Consider the following 21,480-nt stretch of genomic DNA (forward strand, 5'->3'; position numbering starts at 1 on the left):
CGAGATGATGCGACCCGCACCCTGTACTACGCCCCAAAACCGCCACTTCCACATCGAGGTGAACCGGACAAGCGTTTGTAAATCAGTCTGCACGTAACTGGAGTTTGCCCTATGGCCGCGACGAAACTAAATTTTGGCTTTGAAGAATACCAACAGCGCTTGGGTAAGGTTCGTTCTCAGATGAACAAAAGGGGTATCGACACGCTGATCGTGAGCGACCCGTCCAACATGAATTGGCTCACAGGTTACGACGGATGGTCGTTCTATGTCCATCAAGCGGTCATTGTGCCTTCCAGTGGTTACCCTATCTGGTGGGGTCGGATCATCGACGAAAATGGCGCTAACCGAACCGTATATCTCCCTTCGGAAAATGTCATTACCTATGCGGATCATTTTGTCCAATCGACCGAACGCCATCCAATGGAAGAGCTCTCCAGAGTTATTGCCGATCGAAATCTTAACAAGGGTGTGATCGGCGTTGAGCTTGATAATTACTGGTTTTCAGCTGCTGCGTACCAGACATTAGTTTCCAGGAATCCGAATTGCAAATTTGTTGATATCACAGGTTTGGTAAACTGGGAGCGCGCAGTCAAGAGCTCTCAAGAAATCGAGTACATTAGACGCGGTGCTCGAATCGTCGAGCTCATGCATCAGCGCATTCTCGACAAGATGGAACCTGGCATGCGAAAGTGTGATCTTGTCGCTGAGATTTATGACGCTTCAATTCGAGGTACGCCAGTTTTCGGCGGTGACTATTCGGCGGAAGTTCCAATGCTTCCATCGGGGGCCGATGCGTCTGCTTGCCACCTGACTTGGGATGACCAACCCCTTCGTGACAACGAAGGAACATTTTTTGAAATCGCTGGAGTATACAAGCGGTATCACGCTCCCGTTGCTCGTACTGTCTTTTTAGGAAAACCGCCTCAAAAGTGGTTTGACGCCGAAAAAGCAACCCTTGAGGGGATGGATGCTGCATTTGCGATCGTAAAACCCGGCGCCACCTGCGAAGAGGTGGCAGCGGCGTTCTTCAAAGTCCTTGAAAAGTACGGCCTGAAGAAGAGTAACCGTTGTGGGTATCCAGTGGGATTGTCCTATCCCCCAGACTGGGGTGAACGAACGATGAGTTTGCGGAAAGGTGACAAGAGCGTCTTGCAGGAAAATATGACCTTTCACTTCATGACCGCTCTTTGGTTCGATGACTGGGGCATTGAAATTACAGAAACAATTTTAATCACGCCATCCGGGTTTGAATGTTTGGCCAATGTTCCAAGGAAGCTTTTCGTTAAGGACTAATAGAGTCGATGCAAAGCTCAATAGCAGGAAACGAATGTCAATGAATTTCGGAGGCAGTTGCAATGGGGAAACGCTATCGTGGCAATCGTTTCGAGAAGTCTCCAGGACAATGCTCGCCTGAGAGTTCCGGTACTGCGACCGCCCGTTCTGCCTTGGAGGAGTTTGCCGGTCGTTCTGACTTAGTGCGCGAATTCCTTGCAATGCCATTTGGTCGCCACAGCGCTGAGCTGCGCTTTATCCTGGATGTCATGCGTTCTCAGCCAACGGCCGGCAAATGGTTTACCATCATGACCAAACCCTATAGCGAGTGGCGCGCCGCGCGTTGGTCGCTGGATGGCTTGGAGGTTGCCGAAACGGCGGCGGAGCTTTTTCAATCCCGAGAGGATGTTGAGCGCTGGGTTTTCAAAGAGCGCTGGCGGTATCTTGTCGATACTCTCTCACTGGTGGATGGCCGATGACCATGCTTGACAATCGCCGTGTAATTCTGGCCTACGCCAACCGCGATAGTGTAAAGCCGGGCGAGGACATTGCCTTTTCTGTGAGTTGCGTGGGAATCGGTAGTTTCGATTGCGACTTTGTCCGGCTGCTCGGCTGCGACGCCGGGCCGGAGATGCCGCCATTCGAGCCTACGGTCATGGCGGCGCCAGAGACTGGGCGTTATCCCGGACGTGAGCAACCCATCCACGCCGGGTCTTACATTGAGATCGAAATGTCGCAGCCCCTGGCAGAATTCGGGCCAGTAACGGTTTGCGCCAATGTGATGCCGACCCTTATTGCCGGCCAATCGCGCTGTGTGATCAGTACGCTGACTGCGGGGGGGCGCGGCGGAGTGTGCTTGCAACTTGAAGCAGACGGCTGCTTGACGGCAATCCTCGGGGATCCCGACGGGCCGCGAAGCTACAGCTTGAATCAACCCTTGTCTCTCTGGCGCTGGAGTTTCGTCGCCTTCAGTTATGATCCCGACCGCCGCCAATTGCTGGTTGTCGCCTATCCTTTGGCTTCCGGTGCACACGACCCTGACAGCGCGAGTTGGTTGTCTGTGGATGACGTGGATATGCCCGCTGAAGGCGATGGTCGCATCCTAATAGCGGCCGACCGGGATGACGGCGGAATTCCTTGTCACCACTTCAACGGCAAGGTTGAGCGACCTCGGATTTTGGCTGCGGCCCTGTCGCACGAACAGCTTTGCGATCTGGCAGCACGCAAGCAGACGGAACCTTTGGAATGGCCCTTGCTGGCCGATTGGGATTTGGCTGGCGAGGCAGCGTCAGAGGTTGTTCGAGATCAGTCCGCCTTTGGGCACCATGGGGTTTGTGTCAATCAGCCTACCCGCGCCGTACAGGGATCGACTTGGGATGGCTCGACCTTGGACTGGCGCCGGGTGTCGGACCAATACGCCGCTATTCACTTTCACCATGATGACATCGAGAATCCGGGCTGGCAAGAAGACCTGCGCCTCAGAGTGCCGAAGCATTGGCCGAGCGGCTGCTATGCAGCCCGACTGCGCGGAGATTCAGCAGAGTTCTATGTTCCCTTTTTTGTGCGGCGTGCCGCTGACGCCCCCAGCGCTGTTGCGTTTTTGGCCCCGACCGCGACATATGCAGCCTATGTCAATTACGGCATTCAGCGGCAGGCTATTGAATACTTCAGCGGCTGCCTCTCCTGCTTCACCCCTTTAGAAATGATGGCCTTCGAACTTCCTGGTCTCGGCAAATCGCTTTATGATCGTCATGATGACGGAAGCGAGAGGCGTATCGGATCGCTTCGACGACCCGCTCTAAACCTTCAGCCCGGAGGCCGACTCTGGAATTTTCAGATAGATCTTTGTCTACTCGGTTGGCTGGCGCGGGTAGCTCCAGAAAGCCAAGTACTAACCGACGAAGATCTGGACCGTGAGGGCGTCGCCGCGCTGGATGGTTGCGACGTTCTGATAACCGGCAGTCATCCCGAATACTGGTCGCTACCGATGTTGCAGGCACTTGAAGGCTTCCTCGCCAGGGGTGGGCGGCTGATGTACCTTGGAGGCAACGGCTTCTGCGCCGCGATCGATTTTCATCCGCGACGACACGGCCTCATTGAATTTAGGCGACGCTACGCAGGCAACGGTCGCTATGGCGCAGGCGAAGCGCATAGTAGCTTCACTGGCCGACTTTGCGGCACCTGGCAAGCGCAAGGCAGACCCGAGCAGTCGCTTGTCGGGGTCGGTTATGTTTCGGAGGCTTTCGATTGCGCGAGCTACTATCGCCGGCTAGCGACGAGTGAGGATCCCCGTGCCCGCTTCATCTTCGAGGGTGTCACCGAAAGTATCATTGGCGATTTCGGTATCATGGGCGGCGCCGCTGGTCTGGAGATCGATGTGGTCGACGAGGAACTCGGCACACCACGGCATACCCTAGTAGTAGCCGCATCAGAAGGGCACGGCACGTCATATTCGCGAACGCCCCATAGCGCCGACCTGTTCACCGCGATGTGGAATAATACGAAAAGGGAACCGATTCGCGCCGACATGGCATTCTTTGAGACACCTGCGGGCGGAGCTGTTTTTTCTGTGGGATCAATAGCTTGGGGCTCCAGCCTTCCGCATGCCGGCTATACTAACAACGTCGCGTACATCTCCGAGAACGTCCTACGCCGCTTTCGAGATCGTACGCCTTTCCAGATGCCGGACTGAATTATGAGCCACCGAGGGCTAGCCTTGCGTGGAAGGAGCTAGTGGCGCTGGGGACCTGTTTTTTTGGCGTGGGGTTGGGCCTTATGCGGCTAGCGCCGGCCCGATGTAGGGTGTTCGCCTGCTGACGCTTACACGCTTCCCTTGAGGTAATGTCTCCTTAGGCTAGATAAGTGGATGCTTAGCGAATGAAGTATCTTGCAACGGAGCAGCAGTCGACGGCGGACTTCCAAGCTTCCAAGGCGCTGCCGGCAATCCCTATGAGTCCCGCCATGAAGACCCGCGATCGGCTGCCAATCTCGGTAAGATCGTCGCCAATGCCGATATCGCGGCCACAAGGCGCCGAAGGACAAGATGTTTAAGGCCATGTCGCCGGCTACAGGCGCGGCCTCAACAAGATCATCAAGCGGACACCGCGACGCCGTGCGGCCGTCGGCCATCTCAGGCGCATCGGCCGCAACTTCTTGGCCTTCACCGAAGGCAAAGCCAACAACCCTCTCCGCCGTCGGTTACAACTTGTATGGGGCGATGACCGCTTCAACAGTGCTGGCGCATCGGCATCGAGCTTCTTGAGCGGCTGGCGTTTGGGACCCGGAACAAGCGCGGCGACCAGCCACTTCGCTTTGCTCATTTCGATGACGGCGATGATCGTGTTATCCTGCTCAAGAGCGGTGAGGGACCGGCTCGCGTCAAAAGATTGCAACATGGGGACACTCCTTCTGCTAGATGTTCTTGGAGTCTTGGAGCGCCGAAGGATGCCAGAGCGCCCCATATCATCTTCAGCCTCTTGCTCAACTGGCTGAGGCTTTGTTTGCCTTTTTGCCTTCTCCCTGGCGCTGCTTGCAATCGCTCCAGCAGCACCGGTCCAGGCACCATCAGCCTGACCTCCGCAGCTCAACTGGAATAGCCTCTGAAACGGGGCTCGCCTTCAACGCCGGTGCCGAAATGGCTTCTTCACGGGCGACTAGGGACGGCAGCGAGCGCCGGGACCATGGTTTGGTGGTCCAGAGATGTCACCCGAGCCAGCGCCTTGGCCTCATCTCCATATCGACTTCGGCGTAAAAACATGGGCATCGAGCAACGGCGTTGGGAAGCCATGCTGAAGCAATGGTTCAACCGCTCCCCCGCCGCATTTCCGATAGGTAGCGATTCCGATATTTCTTTCGCGTCCATTTATTTAGCCCGGCGCGCCCCTGGCTCCAGAGGATATGAACCGTCGGCGTCGTGAGTTTCCTTGCCATGGAGAGCCGGGATAAACACGCAGGCGTTGCGCATCTGTGTCTTTGCGCGAAGGATATGCCGATCGTGTTGGTCTAGGATATAGATCGTCCCCGGTCGGATGGGATGAATCTTGCTGTCCGCCAACGTTTCGACCTCGCCCTCGCCCTCAATGCAGAACACGGCCTCGAAGTGGTTTTTGTACCAGATGCGGGTCTCGGTATTCGGATACATCGTCGTGATATGAAACGAGAAACCGACTCCGTCCTGACTTAGCAGAAGTCGAATGCTCTCCCAGTTCTCCGCGGCGACGCGTCGCTCCGACTGCTCCGCCTCCTCTAGCGTCCTAATGATCATGATTAATCCTCGATTGGTTCATCATCGGTGCGCTCACATGCGCAAGTGCAGTACTATCGGCGCAGTTCAATATCTAGGGCAGGGACAGAATAACTTGGCGTCGCTGCCCAATCGCATCAATGGGGCCATACATCACTCCAATGTCGGAGCGGTAGGACATGCCATTGAAGCGTATCTTCTCAATATTGGCATAGGCATGGTGAACGGCTTGCGCATAATTGCGACCGATGCCCGTAACGTGCAGCACGCGACCGCCGGCCGTCACAAGTCTGTTCTCGGCATCGCGGCGGGCGTTGGCGAAGAACAGACGACAGTTACGGTGGTCCACGGCATCAACTCCAGAAATACGGAAGCCGACCTCGAACTCTCCATGGGGCCAGCCCGGACAGCGGATCTCTCGGCCGTCCTCGTCCAATCGCATCGTTGCCCCCTGTCCGGCCACTACATTGCAGTAGTATTTATCATCCGTCTCAAGGGACATAGAACCAAGGTCCTGCTGAAGGACGCTTTCGCAAAGCCGAACGAAATTAGTCTGCACCTTGGGCATGACGGCCTCGGCCTCTGAGTCGCCGAAACGCACATTGATTTCGATAACTTTGATGCCGTCATGGCAAAGCATGGCCCCGATATAGATGAAGCCCGTATAATTCAATCCTTCACCCAGGATTGCGACTCGCAGCGGCTCTAGAACCTCGGTCTGTATCTGACGGTAAAGGGCCTTGTCCGCAAGCGGATGTGGGCAGAGCGATCCCATACCGTCGCAATTAACGCCCTTGTTGCCATCATCGGAGCGCTTGTAGTCAAGCGCCGCAGGAAACATTAGGAAGTCCTTTCCGTCGAAGAGGGCGGATATGGATATCTCCAGTCCGAAGAGGCGCTCCTCAACGACGATGCGGTTTCCAGCATCCTTGTGGGCCCGTGCGAGCATAATGTTATCGACGGCTTGAAGAGCCGAGGCTTGGTCGCTGCATACATAGGCCCCATTGCCCTCGCACAGTCCGTCCGCTTTGACGACAACATCATAGCCGAGCATACGAATGTATCGCTTCGCGGGTTCGGGCTGGTCGAAGACCTTGAAACGCGCCGTCTTCACCTTGTGCCGCTGAAGAAACGACTTCGTGAAGGCCTTGCTGGCTTCCAGTCGAGCTGCGGCACGGTCGGGGCCAATTGTCGGGATCCCGCTTGCTTTCAAGAAATCGACATAGCCGGTGGAAAGCGCGTCTATATGAGAGACAAAGACGAAATCTATCGCACGGGCTTGGCAAAATTGAACCGCGGATGCCGGACTGCTTAACGAAACCTCTGGAACAGTGCAGATGCGCTCGTCAGCAATCGAAGAGTTTCCCGGCCCATAGAAAACTCGTACAGAAGGGTCGCTGCGCTGGAAGAGGTCAGCAATTGCGTGCCCTCTCCCTGTCGAATCGATGAGCAGCACGTTGCGGCTGGGACTTGCCATCCGTTTACTCCTTGGTTGGGCTGCCGAACACGCTATCGACAGCGTCCTCGAGGATGTCGAGGCCTTGGCTAAGCTGATGCTCTCCAATGACGAGGGGTGGCAGACACTTCACGACCTCGTCTCTGGGACCAGAGGTCTCGACTATGAGGCCCCTCTGGAAGGCGGTCCTGACGACTTGACCGGCAATTTCGCCGGACTTCAGATCTATGCCCCGCATCATGCCACGACCCTTTGCTGACACGCGGCTTGGGTCGTATCTCTGCGCGATTTGCTTAAGGCGGCTTTTCAGCAGAATGCCTTTCTCCTCGACGGACGCAGCAAAGCTGTCTGTCCGCCAGAAGTGCTCTAGGGCTGCTCTGGCGGTTACGAACGCATGGCAATTACCGCGGAACGTGCCGTTGTGCTCTCCCGGTTCCCACTTGTCGAGTTTTCGATCAATAAGAACGAGGGCCATAGGCAGGCCATAGCCCGATATCGATTTGGCCATCGTGACGATGTCCGGACGGAGCCCCGCTGCTTCGAAACTGAAGAATGCATCGGTCCGGCCAACACCCGCCTGGATGTCGTCTACGATCAGCAGAGCTCCTTGTTTGCGCGCAATGGCTGCCACGTTGCGCAGCCACTCCGTGCCGGCGACATTCAAGCCGCCTTCGCCCTGAACAGTCTCGACAATCACCGCCGCCGGGGCGTCCACGCCGCTGGAGGGATCGTGAAGCAGACGATCCAGGTAATCGGCAGTGTCTACAGCGGATCCAAGATAGCCGTCATAGGGTAACCGCGTTACGCCGCCGAGCAGCTGGCCGGCGGCTGCGCGGTGATATCGGCTGCCGGTGCAGGAGAGAGCGCCAAGGCTCACACCATGAAAGCCGTTGGTGAAGGCTATGATGTTGGGCCGACCAGTGATCTTGCGCGCTAGCTTGAGGGCAGCCTCGACCGCATTGGCGCCGGTCGGACCAGGAAACTGTACGACGTAGTCTAGTTGTCGCGGGCTAAGGATCGTCTCGTGGAATTCTCGCAGAAAGGACTCTTTGGCTTCGTTATACAGATCCAGGCCATGGGTGATGCCGTCACTCGCAATATAGTCTGCGAGCGCGGACTTCAGCTCTGGGGGGTTGTGCCCATAGTTTAAACTCGAGCAGCCCATGAGAAAGTCGAGATAAGCTGTCCCATCGCGCGCAAACAGCTGAGCCCCTCGTGCCCGCGCGAAAACGACGGGAAAGCTGCGAGCGTAGCTGCGCACTTGGGACTCAAGATGGTTGAAGATCGCAAATTCCTCCTCGCGGTCCGGTGCACTTTGGTCAGTCATCGTTGCCTCCTTATTTAAGTTGGGTAGGCGGACTCCCTCGACGCCGGCCGACAACCGGCCAACCACCGCCCCGGCACGCTCGCAGGTCTCGGCCAAAATCAGTGCAGAGCAGGAGCTCGCAACACAGCGAGTCTGGTCTAGTTGCGGACACTTGCGGTAAGTTCCCATACATTGGCGGCATGAATCTCCGTTGGCCTTCGGAATAGCACTCGCGCCAACTTGACGTTGCGTGGCAACGAGAAGCTCTGGCTATCACTTTCCATTCGAATCCCTCAGGCGAACACCGGTGCCGCCTTCGCATCGCGTTTCACGAAGAGGGCATCTCAAAAGTCACGCCAATTGCGCCGAGGGAGCCTAACAAATATCTTTCTGAGGTTTGTTCAGTGGCTTGACCCGGAGTGCAGCAGACTGCAAGGCCGAAAACAATGTGTCGCGAATTCGACAAACACGACAGTAGGTGTCGGTTGCCCGGCGTTCTCTCATGAATGGCGACTGGGTTAACAACGGAACTGGTAGCGGACATCTTGCGATCGACGCTAACGACGGAGGAGGCCCGCCGCTCCGACAACAGATTGCACCCTTCGTCGACTCTCGCGTGAAAGCGTCGCCGCCTACCCCGATCTCACCGCCGTTCGCCTGAGGCGCGAAATTCGCGAACGCGATTATGAAGGCGCTATACCACCCTGAAGCGCTCCGTCGCAGCTTGGCCACGCGCGCTACATCTTCCCCCCTACGTCATGCAACAACCTGCAGATTCTCCTGCGTGTATTTATTGCAGGAGCGATGTGCCGGGAAAGGAGCGATCGGCAATCGTCAGGAAACCAATCGCGTCGAGCACGCCCATGGACTTTTCGTCCATCTGCGCCTTCGCGCGGCAAACGCCTCGCGCGCGAAAAGGCACAGCCAAGGGCAGGCTCGATTGCCGGTGCTCGTCTTGCTCGGGATTGCCTTGATGGCCTCGCAACGTCTCAGTTCCAGAGCGAGGACAGAGGCACTGCGGCGAGCTTGTCACTGAACGGTACGACATCAACGCACCACGCCATGGTAAGGCGTCACCACAGGCTCGGTCAGGTCCGCAGACCGCCGAAGCCGCTGGATTTCACATGGCGGACGCCTTGATCTCATCCCAGCGATCCCGCCGTCGTCCCGTTCCTACTTCGCGCATCTGCTGATCGCGGAAGTGGTGTGACGTCAACCGCAGGCCCGATGCGGTCATGAGCTTCAAAGCTGGTGGCATTGCCTACACATTTTGTTCACCGCACCGTGGGCTGCCTCGCCAGCCGTGGCCCGGTCACCACCAGCCTGCCCTGCGTGAAAGATTGATCATTGTGCGCAGACGCCCCGCCGCCGGTCGCTTCAGGATTGAATCTCCCCTTAGTTCCTCAAGCGCCGCTGATCTGATCTTGCAGCGGTTTGACGAGATAGGAGATCACGGCCCGGTCGGCGGTCTTGATGACCGGCATGCCGGGAACCAGCTTGACCTCGCCAAGACGTGCCACCTCGGCATGTGTGGTCGCGATGCGAACGGTGTAGTAGCTGATGCCGGTGCGCTGTCGGTCGTCGTGTCCGGCGAGGTCCGTTCGACCGTGCCATTGATTTGCGAGCGTGGTGCTGGTTGAAGGCAGAGAAGCGCAGCGCCGCCGGCTGCCCGACCCTGAGCTGGTCGATATCGCTCGGCACGATCTTGGCCTCGACGGTCAGGCTATCGCTGTCGGGCACGATCTGCATGATCATCTTGCCGTCGATCTCGTTGACGTCGGTGCTGAGCTCGAGGTCGTTCTGGAGCATCTGGACATTGATCTCGATCTTGCCTTGGGCCTGCGCCAGGGCCGCCGTCAACTGGCCGCGCTCGCCATCGAGCCGCGCCGATTCGCCTTCCATGGGGGTCAGGCGGTCGATAGAGATCAGCCGCTTCTTCCACAGCGCGCGTGTGCTGGCCAGTTCCTCCTCGATGAGCGTGATTTCCTGCGACTTGGCATCCGCCTGCGCCGTGTCCCCGCCATCTCCTTCTGCAGCTGCAGAATCCGCTGCTGCAGCTGGGCTCTTCTGGCGGGAAAGACCCGCACGGCTTGTCTCGAAAACCTGTTGCTCGCCGGCCATGACGTCGAAGAGCGCTGGATCGCCGCGGCGATACCGGCTGCTTGCCGGCCGTGATCCGAAGAGATGTTTTCCAGGGACGGTCTGCTCCCCGCCGGTTTAATCCGAACCCTGCCTGGCCGGTTCGCAAGTCTCGCCGCGTGATCAGCTCCTTGCCAATTCGCGTGAGCCGTTGCAACACTCCTTCAACGAAATTCATTGACTCTTAGTAAATCCAAACCGCCGCGAATGGTACGCTCACCTCATCTGAGGTCAGTAGATCAAAACCGTGGTGCGTAAAGGCAATGGCAAGAGCGCTGATCTGGGTTGTTCGGGACGCGGCGACGATCAGCCCAAAACAAACACATGCGTACCTAACGACTGCCGCCAGCTTTCGGGTTGCCAGGAAAGTTCTAGAGGAGCGCAGTATTCTATGAAGATCATTGGCATTGCGATGTGGCAACTCGACCTTTCACTGACAAAGCCCTATTGGCTCTCCGGTGGCCGCCTGAAGTTCGAAAAACTCGACAGCACCTTTGTGAGAGTTGAGACTGATGCGGATGTGTCTGGTTGGGGGGAAGGCTGCCCTTGGGGCAGCACCTATCTACCCGCCTATGGTCCCGGGATCAGGGCGGGTATAGCAACTCTAGCGTCCTCATTACTGGGGCAGGACCCGAGGTCGCTTGAAGCGATCAACCGGATAATGCATATGGCGCTCCCCGGCCATCTGGATGTGAAGTCGGCCATCGATATGGCCTGCTGGGACATCTTGGGAAAAGTCACCGGGCTGCCGCTATGGCGGCTGCTCGGTGGAACTAACGCTGATCCGGTCGCAGTTAACTCTTCGATCTCCACCGGCACTAGGGACGAGATGATCGCACTCATAAGAGATGCGTATTCAGACGGGTATCGTAAGCACTCTGCCAAGATAGGAGGTACCGATCCCACCGCGGATATTGCGCGTATTCAGGCAATTGAAGCCGCGCTGGCACCGGACGAGAAGGTTACCTACGACGTGAACCGAGCCTGGTTGCCGGCAGTTGCAATCCAGGTTCTGAACAAGGTGTCCGTGCGTGGCTGGATCGAACAGCCTTGCGAGACGCTGCAGCAATGCGCTCAGGTTGCTCGACGAGTAAAACAGCCGATCATGCTCGATATGAGTGCCTTCATACTTTTGAGGACCACCTGCAGGCTTGGCGCTTAGATGCCTTTGAGGGCGTCAAGGTGAAGCCCAACCGAGTGGGCGGTCTAACCAAGGCTAGGCAGGTCCGGGACTTCGGTGTTTCCGTGGGTTGGCAGATGCACATTGAGGATGTTGGAGGTTCGGCGCTGGCAGACACTGCGGCAGTCCATCTCGCCACATCGACGCCTGTCGCCAACAGGTTGGCCTGCTGGCTCTGCCATACTCACCTTGCGGCCGACCCCGTTTCGGGCCAGGGAGCAAGGAATGTCAATGGTTTTGCTGCACCGCCGACAGCGCCGGGACTTGGCGTGGAGCCGGACGTCGCCGCACTCGGGGTGCCGGCATCAGTTTTCAAGTAACACTTCTACGACGTTGCCAACGAGCACGCGCGTCATGGTGGGAACTGAGCATAGCGGATTCTGTACACTCGAGTTCAGATTGGCCGAGCCGAACCTGCTCTTGGGCAGATTGGGGCTTGCGTCCTGGATCACAGGGACATCAATAGGCACACGGCATGGTACTCAAATTCTCTCCGGCAACTTCATGAAGGATATTTTTCCGATCATGAGGCACAGCGCGACGAAGCCGTTGGGCCTGTTCTGACCGCTTGACAATCTCAACATTCACCTGGACGATGACCTTTTTCGGCCATACGGCCCGAACACGGTCGGCATCACCATCACGCCGCGTCTCGGCCCAACGTCGGCGGCATGGACGAGTGCGGGCATCAAGAGGCCTGGGTGTCCACGACTATAGCAACTCTTGCCTTGATCTTCTTGCCCGCATCATACGCTCTACGTCACCTGGCGGGAGCAGGCGGAGCGGGAAGTTTCCCCTGCCGCTGCCATCATTCACGCCAGAGCGTCAGAAGCGCGGAAAAGGGGAGTTGCATCGACCCGCAGAGCTACATGATGAATCCGGTCGAGCGTGTGCTTTCAGGTCTATAGGGCGAAATGCCGCATCCGACGAGGGTGGCGGCAGGTCCTTCGGGATCGCCCGCCGCTGGCAGCCAGTCGACAGAACATACACCAGTCGTTGACCCTCGTGCATGTTTACGCGCCGCTTGCCGCCGCCCCGCCTGCCCGGAGGGATCAGCGGCTCGATCTCCGAACACTCCTCGCCGTAGCAGGTCTCGCTCGAAAATTCGGCTGTGATCGCCTTGGCATTTACTCGACTGTGAATCGCTCCCGGCGGTTTTGCTTCGCGCAATCTGACGAAACTTTCGCCTGAGAAACACCCTGTCGGCTTCACAAGCCCACGGCGCTTTGGATCGCCTCGAAGGCTTCGCTCTTGAACTTTGGCTAGTCGTCATCACTGATCTCCAACGGGACTCTTGCTTTTTGCTCAGCCGCAAGAGTGGCCTTCGATTTTCGCTAGTACAGCCCGGCCCCCCGAAACATCGCAATTCACCGTCATCGATGTTCTCGCGGTTGGATGGTTTGTGGACTGCAACACAGGCGCGATCGGCAATAAGCCGCCGATATCGCTCATGAAAAGCTCATCGGCGGCCGTCCCGCCCTGAGCCGTTACCCGCCGGAAGTTCCGGCCAGGGGCGACCCAAAGACGGGGAGCACCTGTAAACAGGGCTAACTTATAACGCGGATAAAGGGGAGGACGTCAGCACTGACCTTGTCATGGCGCCTCAAGGCAGCAGCAGCGATATGGCCCGCATTTGATCGCGCTGGAGCAAATCTGCGGACTCATTCGTCACCTCATCAAAGTCTGGCGGCTCGGATCGAACTTCCTTGCAACTGCCGAAATGCTCAGCCCTTTGGCCAGCTCGGCTAACGCAGGCAGACCGCCAGATCAGAAAGAGCACGCTTGCGAAATACGCCAGCTGAAGGAGCAGCGAACAAGCCAGCGTCGTGACGACTACTGTGCCGATGGAATGAGAAGCGAAGTAGATAGTCAGTGCGGTGCTGCACATCACCAGCCCCAGGACGCGACAAAACATTCTAAAGGCCAACGGCGTTCTCCTCGTTTTGTCTCCTCAGATCATGCTGCGACCTGGTCGGCCGCAACATGGGTCTGGCAGTTCTTCGGGCAGACGCGGCCGCACGCGCCGCAGCCAATGCAGCGGCCGGCATGGTCGACGACCATGATCATGCGATTGAGCTCGCCGTCGAAATCGTCGTCTTCGCCGTCGCAGGCGCCGAGGATTTCACCCGCGTCATCGACGCCGTAAAGATGCATGACCTCGCGAGAGCAGACTTTGAAACAGCGGCCGCAGCCGATGCAGGTCGTGCCGTCTATAGCGGTGAGATATTCCGGCACCCATCCGGAGCCGTCGCGGGTGATAAATGTGTTCGTCATCGTAACTTCTTCATTGCAGCGAGCGCTCTCTTGGCACCATCCAACTCGGAAAAAACCGCCGACTTTTCCTGAGCAACTTGCACTACCTCAGTCCATTTTCCCGGGAGATCCTCTGCAAGGTCGCAATTGCATCTTGGCAACTGCCGCGCACAGCTGAAGCCTTCGGACTTTCTTCCCCATCTCGTCTAGCTTTGACATAAATCCTTCCTCGAAATCGGTTTCTTCACGCCCGTGCCACGTCGGGGCTAGGCTTCGATGGCTGAAGTCGAATCGTCGACCAGTTTCGTACCGGCCTCCTCGATCTTCCTGAACGTCTCGAGGCCGAACCCATGGACGTCTGGACAGAAAGACGAGTTGCCCGACCATGAAAAGGACGGCCCGAAGTCCTTACGGTTTCATCTCCACGATCGGCGATGTCACCGGGCGGAGACGCTCCGCAATGGCAAGCCCGACGGCGGTGTAGAACAAATCGAGCCTCCACAGCACGTCCGGATCGGGGTAGCCATGCCACGGATCGCTTGGCGCTTTTCTGGTGATGATGAAGTCGGCCAGCAGCGTGGCGGTAGATTTGCCTTGCCATAAGCAGTAGGACTCCTGAGCACGGATCATCCGCACCAGGCATTTGACGAACGGGGTGGCAAGGGCCGCCTCGTCTCGTTGACAGCCAGGCTGACCGCGGCATCAGACATTTCGCCTTTTGCTCATTTCAGTCCTCTTCCTCGAAGCACGATCTCTGTTTTCTGGGACGCCTACTTCGGGCACACTTGCGCAGCCGACGCCCGGCTCGGGGCGGCCGATTCCACGCAATTGATGTCCTTCGGGCCGACCTTGAACACGTCCTCGACTGCGACGTCTTCCACGCGAATTCGCGTTGAACATTACTTCCGCCGCAATGCGGCCCGACGCCATGAAGATTTGAGCCTCGATCCTGCTGCAAACAATCGACCAAGTGCAGGACCCTCCTTGCCGCGGTCACGCTAGGGAAATGGACGAATTGGCCAGTAAGCCATTTCGACCAATTACCCATTTTTATCTTTCCTCCTCGGCTGACCGCGCTTTGGCACCTTCGGGAATTTGTTTTGCGCAGCCGCAAAGAGAGCGCCGCAACAAGCCCTCGCACCCCTGTACTTGGCGAGGGCCCGCAGCAAGTGCGGCAGATGCTGCTCTTTCAATTCGGCCGGGATAGGCTCCGGCCCGTCCAGCGACGTCAATGCCACTTCGACCAACTCGATCGCGCGATCATTGTTGCCGTTCTCGTGATAGTACCGGGCGACCGCGGGATAGGATCGGAACTTAGGACTGTCGCCTTGCGGGGGATTCAGCGCCAGGATGTGTTCGGACAGCTCCTTGCCCATCGCGAAGCAATCAGCAGGGGGAAGGCGCGAATGGTCATTGGCCGGATGGAAAAGTTGGTCTAGCGCCGAAACCATCCAATCCTCGGTACTTTTGTCGACCGCGTCGCGAACCAATTGCCGCATCACGGGCAAGCCGGTCCACATGTCTTGGATTTTGTGAAGCAACAGATGCGCATGAGTCAGGCGGAAATTGAGGTCGTCCGGCATGAAGGCAATGCCCTCTTCGATAGCCCAGAGCGCCGTCTTCCAATCTTGCAACTTCACCGCCGCCCAGAACCTGTCATGGATCGGCTTCTTCAACGCTTGTCCGCGCGCCAGGGGTTCGCTTGTTGCGATCCGCTCCTGATCGGCCGCTTTCGCTTTGTTGCTGGTACGCCAGCTGCCGTTGAGCACTTTCGGCAAAACCTCACCGAGTTGGCTCAGATGACCGATAAAGGCGATGCAGCCGTCTCGGTCGACTACGAACGAGGTCGGAACCCCGAACCAAAAGCTGGGTTCCCTCCAAAGCTTCTTCATTTCGCCTGTGAAGTCGAACGCAATCCGATGATTCAGATCCGGGCACTTTTCGGCCAACCACGCATCCAACTTGGTCCGGGCCTCGACGGCCGTTGCAGCTTCTTCATCAGCCGCGATCCCGAGGACCTCAAGTCCGCTGTCCTTGTATTTCTCCTGTAGCTGCATCAACTCGAGCATCTCCGCCGCACATAGTTCGCACCAAGTTGCCCGAAATTCGACGATATAGACTTTGCCGCGCTGGAAGGTCGCAAGGGGCTCGCCACGCAGCCAGTCCTCCACTTTGATCGAAGGAGCCGGTGACCCCATCTGCAACACCAAGTCGCTGTCCAAAGCTGTTGCCAAAGGTCGTGTGACCTTATGCGCGAGCTTGTTCCCCTTTTGAGACGGAGCACGAGGGTTCCAGGAAGGGAGAGCATCGCTCGTCTTGCGCATCTGCGTGCAGTCAGCCTCAGTCAGTGTTGCTGAATCTCAATTCGCAAAGGCCGTGCCAACGCGCTCGGCGTGCAGTAAGCGCTTGATTATACTTAAAAAAGCTCCCGCGGCGACTAGAGCCGGTTGTACTAGTCGCGACATGTTTTCTGCCATTGTCAGGTCTTGGACACGCATCACCCGCTTCGCGTCGGCACAGAAGCGTGGCCACGGACGTATCGACATATAGGGACGAACAGATGGACATCATGACTGCGTTGGCTTGCGCCAGCCACGTCATCACCGTCCGCCTCAAGGCCGTTCCGGTCGCTCAGCGGAACGCCATTGCGAGCAGGGGCCGCTCCCTCCGAGCATCGCCTCTGCCCTACCTCTTCCGCTTTGCGCTTGAATTCCTGGCTCGCAACGCCAGAGTTTCACCAAGAAGCCGGTTATGTCCGGCTGCGGGTCGCGAGTACCGTCATCGTCAGATGTGATTGTGGCGAAGAGGGCCAGGATGAATGCCGGCCTGTGCCGGGCCGGTGAACTCTCACGGGTCCTACTTTTGTTGTTCTGTGTCCCTTCGCAGGACCTACGGGGACCACATGGTGCGATGTGAGCGCTGTCGGAATTGACCGGCCTCAAGGCCGCTCGGTCGCCACGCGGTGGGCCGGGCAGTATGAAAACGCCGAAGATGCGGCCGCCCCCGCCGCTGACCCGGCTACCATCCCAGGGCGGTGACACGTGATTGATGCCACCGTTCCCGCCGAGGGCCGGCAAGAGCCCACTGTCGGACTCGAAGGTCGGTGCCTTGGCCGCTGCACGGTCGTTGCCGTGTTCCGTTCCCCGCCATGGTGAAGGAAATCGTGATAACGCCCATACGATGAGACTACGGTCCGAACGCAGCCTGCCGCGCTGAAACGACTCTCTTTCTCGACTTGACGCCGGCTCGAGTATCGCTGGTTTGAGCGCATTGAGGAGGCCTGGGCCTCTGCCCGGCCATTGTATGCGGCGTTACGGGTTGTCTCGGCGAGCAGACACCGAGCGCGTTAGAGGCGGCCGGGAATGTTCTTCGCGACGGCGCTCGCAAGTTGCTCGCGAAACCTGCTCGTTTGCGGCGACCTTCCTGCGACTTGGTATCAGGGTAGGTGACCAGCGGAGTAGAGCTTGGAACAGCATCGGTGCCACTTCAGAACCCGTCAGCGGGCCAAAAACAGCGGCAATGGCGGCTTGCCAACTATCCATCTCGTCACGCTACCGAAGAGCCGCTCGCGCAGCCGGCGGCTGCCATAAGCGCCCATGACGATCACGTCGGCAGACGTGTCGATTGCGTGCTGCGCTAGCACCGTGGCCACTGGTTTGCCGCGGCTCGCCAGCCGGTCGACCCAAACCCTAGCACCGTGCCGAGTGAGATAGGCAGCGATATCGGCTCCCGGCTCGGCGCCGTTTCCGGTGCAGGTCGCCTCCGGATCGACGACTGCGACACGAACTTCCTCAGCACCGGATAGCAGATCCAGCGCTTCCCGAACCGAACGGGACGCCTCGACTCGCGAATCCCAGCCGACCAAGACGCGCCGTGGGGACAGAGTCGCCTCAGCGCCCTCCGGTACGACAAGCACCGGCTTTCCCGTATCGAACAAGCTGCCGTGGATAACAAGCGGTCCCAAACTAGTCTCATTGAGAAGTGCGGGGCCGACGATTGTCAGGTCGGTGCAGAGCGCCCGCTGTCGCACCGCGTCACCGACACCAGCCTTGTCGCAGTGTTCGGTGTCTACATCATAGCAGCGCCACGTGGCTCTCAGCACTTTGTGAATTTCCCTCGATGTTTTTTCCAGGTTGGCCATGTCCTGTGAAAATTGTTCCCGTGCGGTAATGTGGTGTGCGCGATGTCTAGACCACTCGGGGATGCCACCGCCCAACGGCGGAGGGGACCCAATAACCGGAGGCGATATCAGGAGCGGCGGAGGCGATATAATTAGTACGGAAAGATACGCGCCGACCTCGGCGCACAAGCGAGCAGCTATTGCGACGTCCTGATCGGAATGGTCAGCTCCCGTCACACTGAGTATTTTCTTGAAGGCCATCTGATTGCTTCCCCCTGAGATGTCGCGCCCGTAGCGCGTTTCGAACCGCAAGACTTGCCTTCCAACAAAGATGGAGAGTGGCACACCGTCCGTTCGCGATTCAGTCGTCCAGCTTCTCGAGCGAGTAGCCCGCAGACCTGACAGTATGAATAACGCTACCTGGCGAGGCCGCCTTCAGCGCCTTTCTGATCCGGCTGATATGGACGTCGACAGTGCGTTCACCGACGTGGATATTGTCCGGCCAGGCCGCGTCGATCAGCTCGTCTCGGCTGAAGACCTTGCCGGGAGCCTCAAGAAATTGCCGCAGCAGGTTGAATTCGAGAGGTCCGAGATGGATGTCGTGGCCATTACCTCGAACCCGGTGAGCATCGAGCTTCATCTCAAGGTTGCCGCAACAGAGCCAGCTGCCGTTTTTTATCCCGTTTGAACCCGGCTGTGGCAGCGCCAGCTTCGTGCGTAGACAGTCGAGCAGCTTGGCCGGCGCGAAGGGCCGCACAAAGCTCTCGTCAACACCTGCCTTCAAGAGATCGAGGTGCTGGTTCTCGGCGCCGGGCGCGATCAACGCAATGACGGGCAGGCGGCCGGTCCGGGGCTCCCCCTTGAACCGGGCGCAGATTGTGGAGCCTGCCGCGCTTGCTGGCCCGCAGTCCAGGACTACCGCCTGGAGGTCCCGTTGATCGGCCAATGCAAGTGCTTCCTTCACGCCGCCTGCCGGCTCACTCGTGAAGCCGTCCACCCCCAGAATGTGGCTGAGGAACAGATACAACTCCGCATCTTGCGAACAGATCAGTACCACTGGCTTCATCAGCGCTACCCCAAGAACCACATCGGCCTCGACCGCCTCGATTGAGAGGGCTCGCATGTCCTCAAGGCCTGACATGATCCCCTCGATCGAAAATCGGCTCCATCACGCCCGCGCCACCTCGGGATAAGCCTCAATGGCTGCGGTGGCATAGCCGGCCAGTTGGGTACCGGCCGCGGCGAGTTTCCACAACGTCTCGAAGCCGAACCGATGGACGTCGCGCAGGGTCTTGGACAGAACAACCAGTCGCCCGGCCGTGAAGAGTACGCGCCCGAAGCCCTCGTGGCTTATCTCCATCATCGGCGATGCCATCAGGCCGGAGCGTTCCTCAATCGCAAGCCCGACGGCGGTGTAGAACTTATCGAGCCTCCACAGCACGTCCGGATCGGGATCGCCGATGATTGGAATTGCACGGCGCTGTTCCCTGGTGATGATGAAGTCGCCCAGCAGCTCGGCGTCCGATTTGCCTTCCCATGACCCGTGGGAATCATTGGCACGGATCAGCCGCACGAGGCATTTGACGAACGGGGTGGCAAGGGCCGCCTCGTCCTCGGTGGCGGCAAGGCCAACAGCGGCTTCAAACATTTCGCCCACTCCTCATTTCAGCTTTCGTCCTCGAAGGAGGGTTTCTGTTCAGCGACACCTGCCTGCGCCAGCACCTTGCGCAGCCAAGGGGGAGGACACGTCCTGAGCATCATCTGCGTGCGCAACAGCACCTCTTGGATGGTCTGGGGCTGCGGCACTTTGATCGGATGGATCTTTGCGGAAACAAGTTTGGCTGCCGAAGGTCCGCCGATCGCCAGACAAAACAGGAGATGACAGCCCTTTAGCGCCTCCACCTTCGGGGTGATGCGGTCATCGCCCTCAGTTCGATGCTTCCCGCTCTCGTCGGAAACGTCATCGAAGGCCACGGCTTCCACGAGATTCCACTCCTCGCGCATCACGTCGTAGACAGCAAAGCGCCTGGCCGATCCGAAATGGGCGTTGAGGTTCTTCATGTCCTGCGTGCCGATCGCCACGCGCAATGCGCCCGCTTGGCGTTCCGGTGTCGGTACGTGAACCTCGTCAGTGACGAGCGAGAGGCGACGGACGGAGCTCATCTGGCATTTCTCGCTTACGGAGTGGATCAAGCGCCCCAGGCGTGTGCGCGCGCCGGTTGGCTTGAAAAATGTTGGCAACCTCGAAGATCAGGTCGCGGGTCCCCTGATAGAGGATTGTGAGCTTGTGCTGGGCCCCGAGCCGGTCGAAGATCGGGAAGCCGACCCGCATGAGCGGAATGCCGAGGCGCTGCGCCGCCTGGCGGCCGTGGGAATGAGTAACGAGGAGATCAGCGCCGGCGCCAAGCGCTTCCAAATCGCCGAGATCGCCGATTTGAATCGACTGCGCCGGCACTTCCTCCAGAATTTTCGACATAGCGGCCGTTGTGACCGCCGCCGCGATTTCGGAGCCCATGCCGATGAAGAAGCTCGCGAGTTGGTAGAGTTGGTCTGGTTCAGCAGCGATCGCAATTTTCTTGCCTCCAAAGTGGAAATGTCCATCGAGCAACGCGTCCTGCAACTGCGACCGCTGACGGCGCACCCCAGACGGCGCCGCCGCGCCCGAAACCGTAGACAGCAGCGAGACGAACCGGTCGGCGTCTCTCAATCCAGTCAGTGACCGGAACAGTACGTATGGCACGCCGGTCAACCTATGCAGCACCTCGGCAGGGCGGCGCATATGCTCACCGATGACGATACATTGCTCGGCCGTGCCAAGCTCGCGGATATCCTCGACGCTGGTGCCGCCATAGGTGGTCGTGACCCAACGGTCGGGCACCGTACCGTCGAGCGAGCCGGAGACGTCCGGCAAAATCACCGGCTTCAGTCCAAAGCTCTCAACCATCTCGCGCACATGCTCGATGTCAGCCACAGTGAGGTTCCAGCCAGGCAGGATCACGATCTTCTTCGATTTCCGCGCCTGCTCGCCGGGCCGCGTAATCCCTTCGATCATTGCGGTGACAGCTTTGGCCCAGCCCTCTTCGATCGCACCATCGAAATCTGGTGTGTTGGCCAGCACCACCTCCGTACCCGCGAGTTCTTTGGTGCGCCTCAGCCTGATATTGGCGATATCTCCTGCGCAGTCTTCGCCCCGGGTTTCCACCAGCGCGGTCGTGCAAACCCCGATCAGCGTTGGCTTTGTGCGGGCCTTGAGGTTGAGGATCGCCTCTTCCAGATGGTCTGGCCCGCCGAGGATCGTTGCCACCTCGTCCATCGCGGTTGTCTGCAAGGGAATGGCTTCCTTGAAATGTCGCACCAAGAGCACGAGCGCGAAGCTGGTGCACCCCTGGCTGCCGTGGAACAGCGGCATCGCGCCGTCGACGCCAAGAAAGGCCAAGGCGGCACCCAATGGCTGCGATGACTTCAGCGGGTTGACCGCCGCCGCTTTGGTCTGGGGAAGGATCCGGCCCAT

The 21,480-nt window shown here is 58.5% G+C and carries 20 protein-coding genes and 2 pseudogenes; 6 read left to right on the plus strand and 16 right to left on the minus strand.

Annotation, left to right across the window (positions count from 1 at the left end; translation table 11 throughout):
- The first annotated feature begins 111 nt into the window (after window positions 1-111).
- From doeA to NKI96_RS22765, 3 genes are all read left to right on the plus strand, one after another.
- A complete protein-coding gene (gene doeA, locus NKI96_RS22755) occupies window positions 112-1,293 on the plus strand; it encodes an ectoine hydrolase DoeA (RefSeq protein WP_352561320.1) in 1,182 nt (393 codons plus the stop codon).
- A gap of 62 nt (window positions 1,294-1,355) precedes the next feature.
- The gene (locus NKI96_RS22760) at window positions 1,356-1,751 is read left to right on the plus strand and encodes a N,N-dimethylformamidase alpha subunit family protein (protein WP_352806284.1); all 396 of its coding nucleotides are present in this window, start codon (window positions 1,356-1,358) and stop codon (window positions 1,749-1,751) included.
- A complete protein-coding gene (locus NKI96_RS22765) occupies window positions 1,748-3,964 on the plus strand; it encodes a N,N-dimethylformamidase beta subunit family domain-containing protein (RefSeq protein WP_352806287.1) in 2,217 nt (738 codons plus the stop codon). Before NKI96_RS22760 ends, NKI96_RS22765 begins: the two co-directional genes overlap by 4 nt.
- A gap of 373 nt (window positions 3,965-4,337) precedes the next feature.
- Here the strand turns inward: NKI96_RS22765 and NKI96_RS22770 are convergent, their stop codons facing one another.
- The 6 genes and pseudogenes from NKI96_RS22770 to NKI96_RS32575 all read right to left on the minus strand — a co-directional run.
- Window positions 4,338-4,667 carry a hypothetical protein gene (locus tag NKI96_RS22770; protein ID WP_352806290.1) on the minus strand — a complete coding sequence of 110 codons (330 nt, stop codon included), beginning with the start codon at window positions 4,665-4,667 and terminating at the stop codon, window positions 4,338-4,340.
- Between the two features lie 467 nt (window positions 4,668-5,134).
- Window positions 5,135-5,536: an ectoine synthase gene (locus tag NKI96_RS22775; protein ID WP_352561326.1), complete on the minus strand. Its 402-nt coding sequence runs from the start codon at window positions 5,534-5,536 to the stop codon at window positions 5,135-5,137.
- A 73-nt stretch (window positions 5,537-5,609) separates the two neighbouring features.
- A complete protein-coding gene (purD, locus tag NKI96_RS22780; RefSeq protein WP_352561328.1) occupies window positions 5,610-6,992 on the minus strand; it encodes a phosphoribosylamine--glycine ligase in 1,383 nt (460 codons plus the stop codon).
- 4 nt (window positions 6,993-6,996) lie between these two features.
- Window positions 6,997-8,298 (minus strand): diaminobutyrate--2-oxoglutarate transaminase, encoded by a 1,302-nt coding sequence (gene ectB / locus NKI96_RS22785; protein ID WP_352806294.1) that lies wholly within the window; start codon window positions 8,296-8,298, stop codon window positions 6,997-6,999.
- A 1,374-nt stretch (window positions 8,299-9,672) separates the two neighbouring features.
- Window positions 9,673-10,026, minus strand: a complete 354-nt coding sequence (locus NKI96_RS32570; RefSeq protein WP_502900291.1) for a beta-barrel domain-containing protein — start codon at window positions 10,024-10,026, stop codon at window positions 9,673-9,675.
- Between the two features lie 81 nt (window positions 10,027-10,107).
- A pseudogene (locus NKI96_RS32575) lies at window positions 10,108-10,398 on the minus strand (HlyD family type I secretion periplasmic adaptor subunit); the annotation flags it as partial.
- Window positions 10,399-10,807: 409 nt separating this feature from the next.
- Here NKI96_RS32575 and NKI96_RS22800 point away from each other — a divergent pair.
- From NKI96_RS22800 to NKI96_RS32580, 3 genes and pseudogenes are all read left to right on the plus strand, one after another.
- Entirely contained in the window at window positions 10,808-11,578 is a 771-nt protein-coding gene (locus NKI96_RS22800; protein ID WP_352806300.1) for a mandelate racemase/muconate lactonizing enzyme family protein, read from the plus strand.
- Window positions 11,485-11,916, plus strand: coding sequence for an enolase C-terminal domain-like protein (locus NKI96_RS22805; RefSeq protein ID WP_352806303.1), 432 nt, complete (start codon window positions 11,485-11,487; stop codon window positions 11,914-11,916). Before NKI96_RS22800 ends, NKI96_RS22805 begins: the two co-directional genes overlap by 94 nt.
- A 424-nt stretch (window positions 11,917-12,340) precedes the next feature.
- A pseudogene (locus NKI96_RS32580) lies at window positions 12,341-12,465 on the plus strand (IS5/IS1182 family transposase); the annotation flags it as partial.
- 734 nt (window positions 12,466-13,199) lie between these two features.
- Here the strand turns inward: NKI96_RS32580 and NKI96_RS22815 are convergent.
- The 10 genes from NKI96_RS22815 to nifN all read right to left on the minus strand — a co-directional run bounded on the left by NKI96_RS22815 (window position 13,200) and on the right by nifN (window position 21,480).
- Window positions 13,200-13,523 (minus strand): exopolysaccharide production repressor protein, encoded by a 324-nt coding sequence (locus NKI96_RS22815; protein ID WP_352806306.1) that lies wholly within the window; start codon window positions 13,521-13,523, stop codon window positions 13,200-13,202.
- A 29-nt stretch (window positions 13,524-13,552) separates the two neighbouring features.
- Complete coding sequence (fdxB, locus tag NKI96_RS22820; RefSeq protein WP_352806309.1) at window positions 13,553-13,870, minus strand: ferredoxin III, nif-specific; 318 nt, start codon at window positions 13,868-13,870, stop codon at window positions 13,553-13,555.
- Window positions 13,867-13,953: a hypothetical protein gene (locus NKI96_RS22825; protein WP_352806368.1), complete on the minus strand. Its 87-nt coding sequence runs from the start codon at window positions 13,951-13,953 to the stop codon at window positions 13,867-13,869. Before NKI96_RS22825 ends, fdxB begins: the two co-directional genes overlap by 4 nt.
- A 304-nt stretch (window positions 13,954-14,257) precedes the next feature.
- The gene (locus NKI96_RS32585; protein ID WP_502900292.1) at window positions 14,258-14,479 is read right to left on the minus strand and encodes a DUF269 domain-containing protein; all 222 of its coding nucleotides are present in this window, start codon (window positions 14,477-14,479) and stop codon (window positions 14,258-14,260) included.
- A gap of 410 nt (window positions 14,480-14,889) precedes the next feature.
- On the minus strand, window positions 14,890-16,059 hold the full coding sequence (locus NKI96_RS22840) for a TlpA disulfide reductase family protein (protein ID WP_502900289.1): 1,170 nt from the start codon (window positions 16,057-16,059) through the stop codon (window positions 14,890-14,892).
- Window positions 16,060-17,345: 1,286 nt separating this feature from the next.
- Window positions 17,346-17,990, minus strand: coding sequence for a universal stress protein (locus NKI96_RS22845; RefSeq protein ID WP_352806311.1), 645 nt, complete (start codon window positions 17,988-17,990; stop codon window positions 17,346-17,348).
- Between the two features lie 340 nt (window positions 17,991-18,330).
- A complete protein-coding gene (locus NKI96_RS22850; RefSeq protein WP_352806314.1) occupies window positions 18,331-19,110 on the minus strand; it encodes a winged helix-turn-helix transcriptional regulator in 780 nt (259 codons plus the stop codon).
- Between the two features lie 27 nt (window positions 19,111-19,137).
- Window positions 19,138-19,617 carry a NifX-associated nitrogen fixation protein gene (locus tag NKI96_RS22855; protein WP_352806317.1) on the minus strand — a complete coding sequence of 160 codons (480 nt, stop codon included), beginning with the start codon at window positions 19,615-19,617 and terminating at the stop codon, window positions 19,138-19,140.
- 17 nt (window positions 19,618-19,634) lie between these two features.
- Complete coding sequence (nifX, locus tag NKI96_RS22860; protein WP_352806319.1) at window positions 19,635-20,132, minus strand: nitrogen fixation protein NifX; 498 nt, start codon at window positions 20,130-20,132, stop codon at window positions 19,635-19,637.
- Window positions 20,098-21,480 carry a nitrogenase iron-molybdenum cofactor biosynthesis protein NifN gene (nifN, locus tag NKI96_RS22865; protein WP_352806322.1) on the minus strand — a complete coding sequence of 461 codons (1,383 nt, stop codon included), beginning with the start codon at window positions 21,478-21,480 and terminating at the stop codon, window positions 20,098-20,100. Before nifN ends, nifX begins: the two co-directional genes overlap by 35 nt.

It is taken from the genome of Mesorhizobium sp. M0292 (assembly GCF_040321695.1).
Lineage (GTDB): Bacteria > Pseudomonadota > Alphaproteobacteria > Rhizobiales > Rhizobiaceae > Mesorhizobium.

Excerpts from the sequence above, each read along its gene's own strand:
- doeA (WP_352561320.1), top strand. The coding sequence starts at position 112 with ATGGCCGCGACGAAACTAAATTTTGGCTTTGAAGAATACCAACAGCGC.
- NKI96_RS22760 (WP_352806284.1), top strand. The coding sequence starts at position 1,356 with ATGGGGAAACGCTATCGTGGCAATCGTTTCGAGAAGTCTCCAGGACAA.
- NKI96_RS22765 (WP_352806287.1), top strand. The coding sequence starts at position 1,748 with ATGACCATGCTTGACAATCGCCGTGTAATTCTGGCCTACGCCAACCGC.
- NKI96_RS22770 (WP_352806290.1), bottom strand. The coding sequence starts at position 4,667 with ATGTTGCAATCTTTTGACGCGAGCCGGTCCCTCACCGCTCTTGAGCAG.
- NKI96_RS22775 (WP_352561326.1), bottom strand. The coding sequence starts at position 5,536 with ATGATCATTAGGACGCTAGAGGAGGCGGAGCAGTCGGAGCGACGCGTC.
- purD (WP_352561328.1), bottom strand. The coding sequence starts at position 6,992 with ATGGCAAGTCCCAGCCGCAACGTGCTGCTCATCGATTCGACAGGGAGA.
- ectB (WP_352806294.1), bottom strand. The coding sequence starts at position 8,298 with ATGACTGACCAAAGTGCACCGGACCGCGAGGAGGAATTTGCGATCTTC.
- NKI96_RS32570 (WP_502900291.1), bottom strand. The coding sequence starts at position 10,026 with ATGCAGATCGTGCCCGACAGCGATAGCCTGACCGTCGAGGCCAAGATC.
- NKI96_RS22800 (WP_352806300.1), top strand. The coding sequence starts at position 10,808 with ATGAAGATCATTGGCATTGCGATGTGGCAACTCGACCTTTCACTGACA.
- NKI96_RS22805 (WP_352806303.1), top strand. The coding sequence starts at position 11,485 with ATGCGCTCAGGTTGCTCGACGAGTAAAACAGCCGATCATGCTCGATAT.
- fdxB (WP_352806309.1), bottom strand. The coding sequence starts at position 13,870 with ATGACGAACACATTTATCACCCGCGACGGCTCCGGATGGGTGCCGGAA.
- NKI96_RS32585 (WP_502900292.1), bottom strand. The coding sequence starts at position 14,479 with ATGATCCGTGCTCAGGAGTCCTACTGCTTATGGCAAGGCAAATCTACC.
- NKI96_RS22845 (WP_352806311.1), bottom strand. The coding sequence starts at position 17,990 with ATGGCCAACCTGGAAAAAACATCGAGGGAAATTCACAAAGTGCTGAGA.
- NKI96_RS22850 (WP_352806314.1), bottom strand. The coding sequence starts at position 19,110 with ATGTCAGGCCTTGAGGACATGCGAGCCCTCTCAATCGAGGCGGTCGAG.
- NKI96_RS22855 (WP_352806317.1), bottom strand. The coding sequence starts at position 19,617 with ATGTTTGAAGCCGCTGTTGGCCTTGCCGCCACCGAGGACGAGGCGGCC.
- nifX (WP_352806319.1), bottom strand. The coding sequence starts at position 20,132 with ATGAGCTCCGTCCGTCGCCTCTCGCTCGTCACTGACGAGGTTCACGTA.
- nifN (WP_352806322.1), bottom strand. The coding sequence starts at position 21,480 with ATGGGCCGGATCCTTCCCCAGACCAAAGCGGCGGCGGTCAACCCGCTG.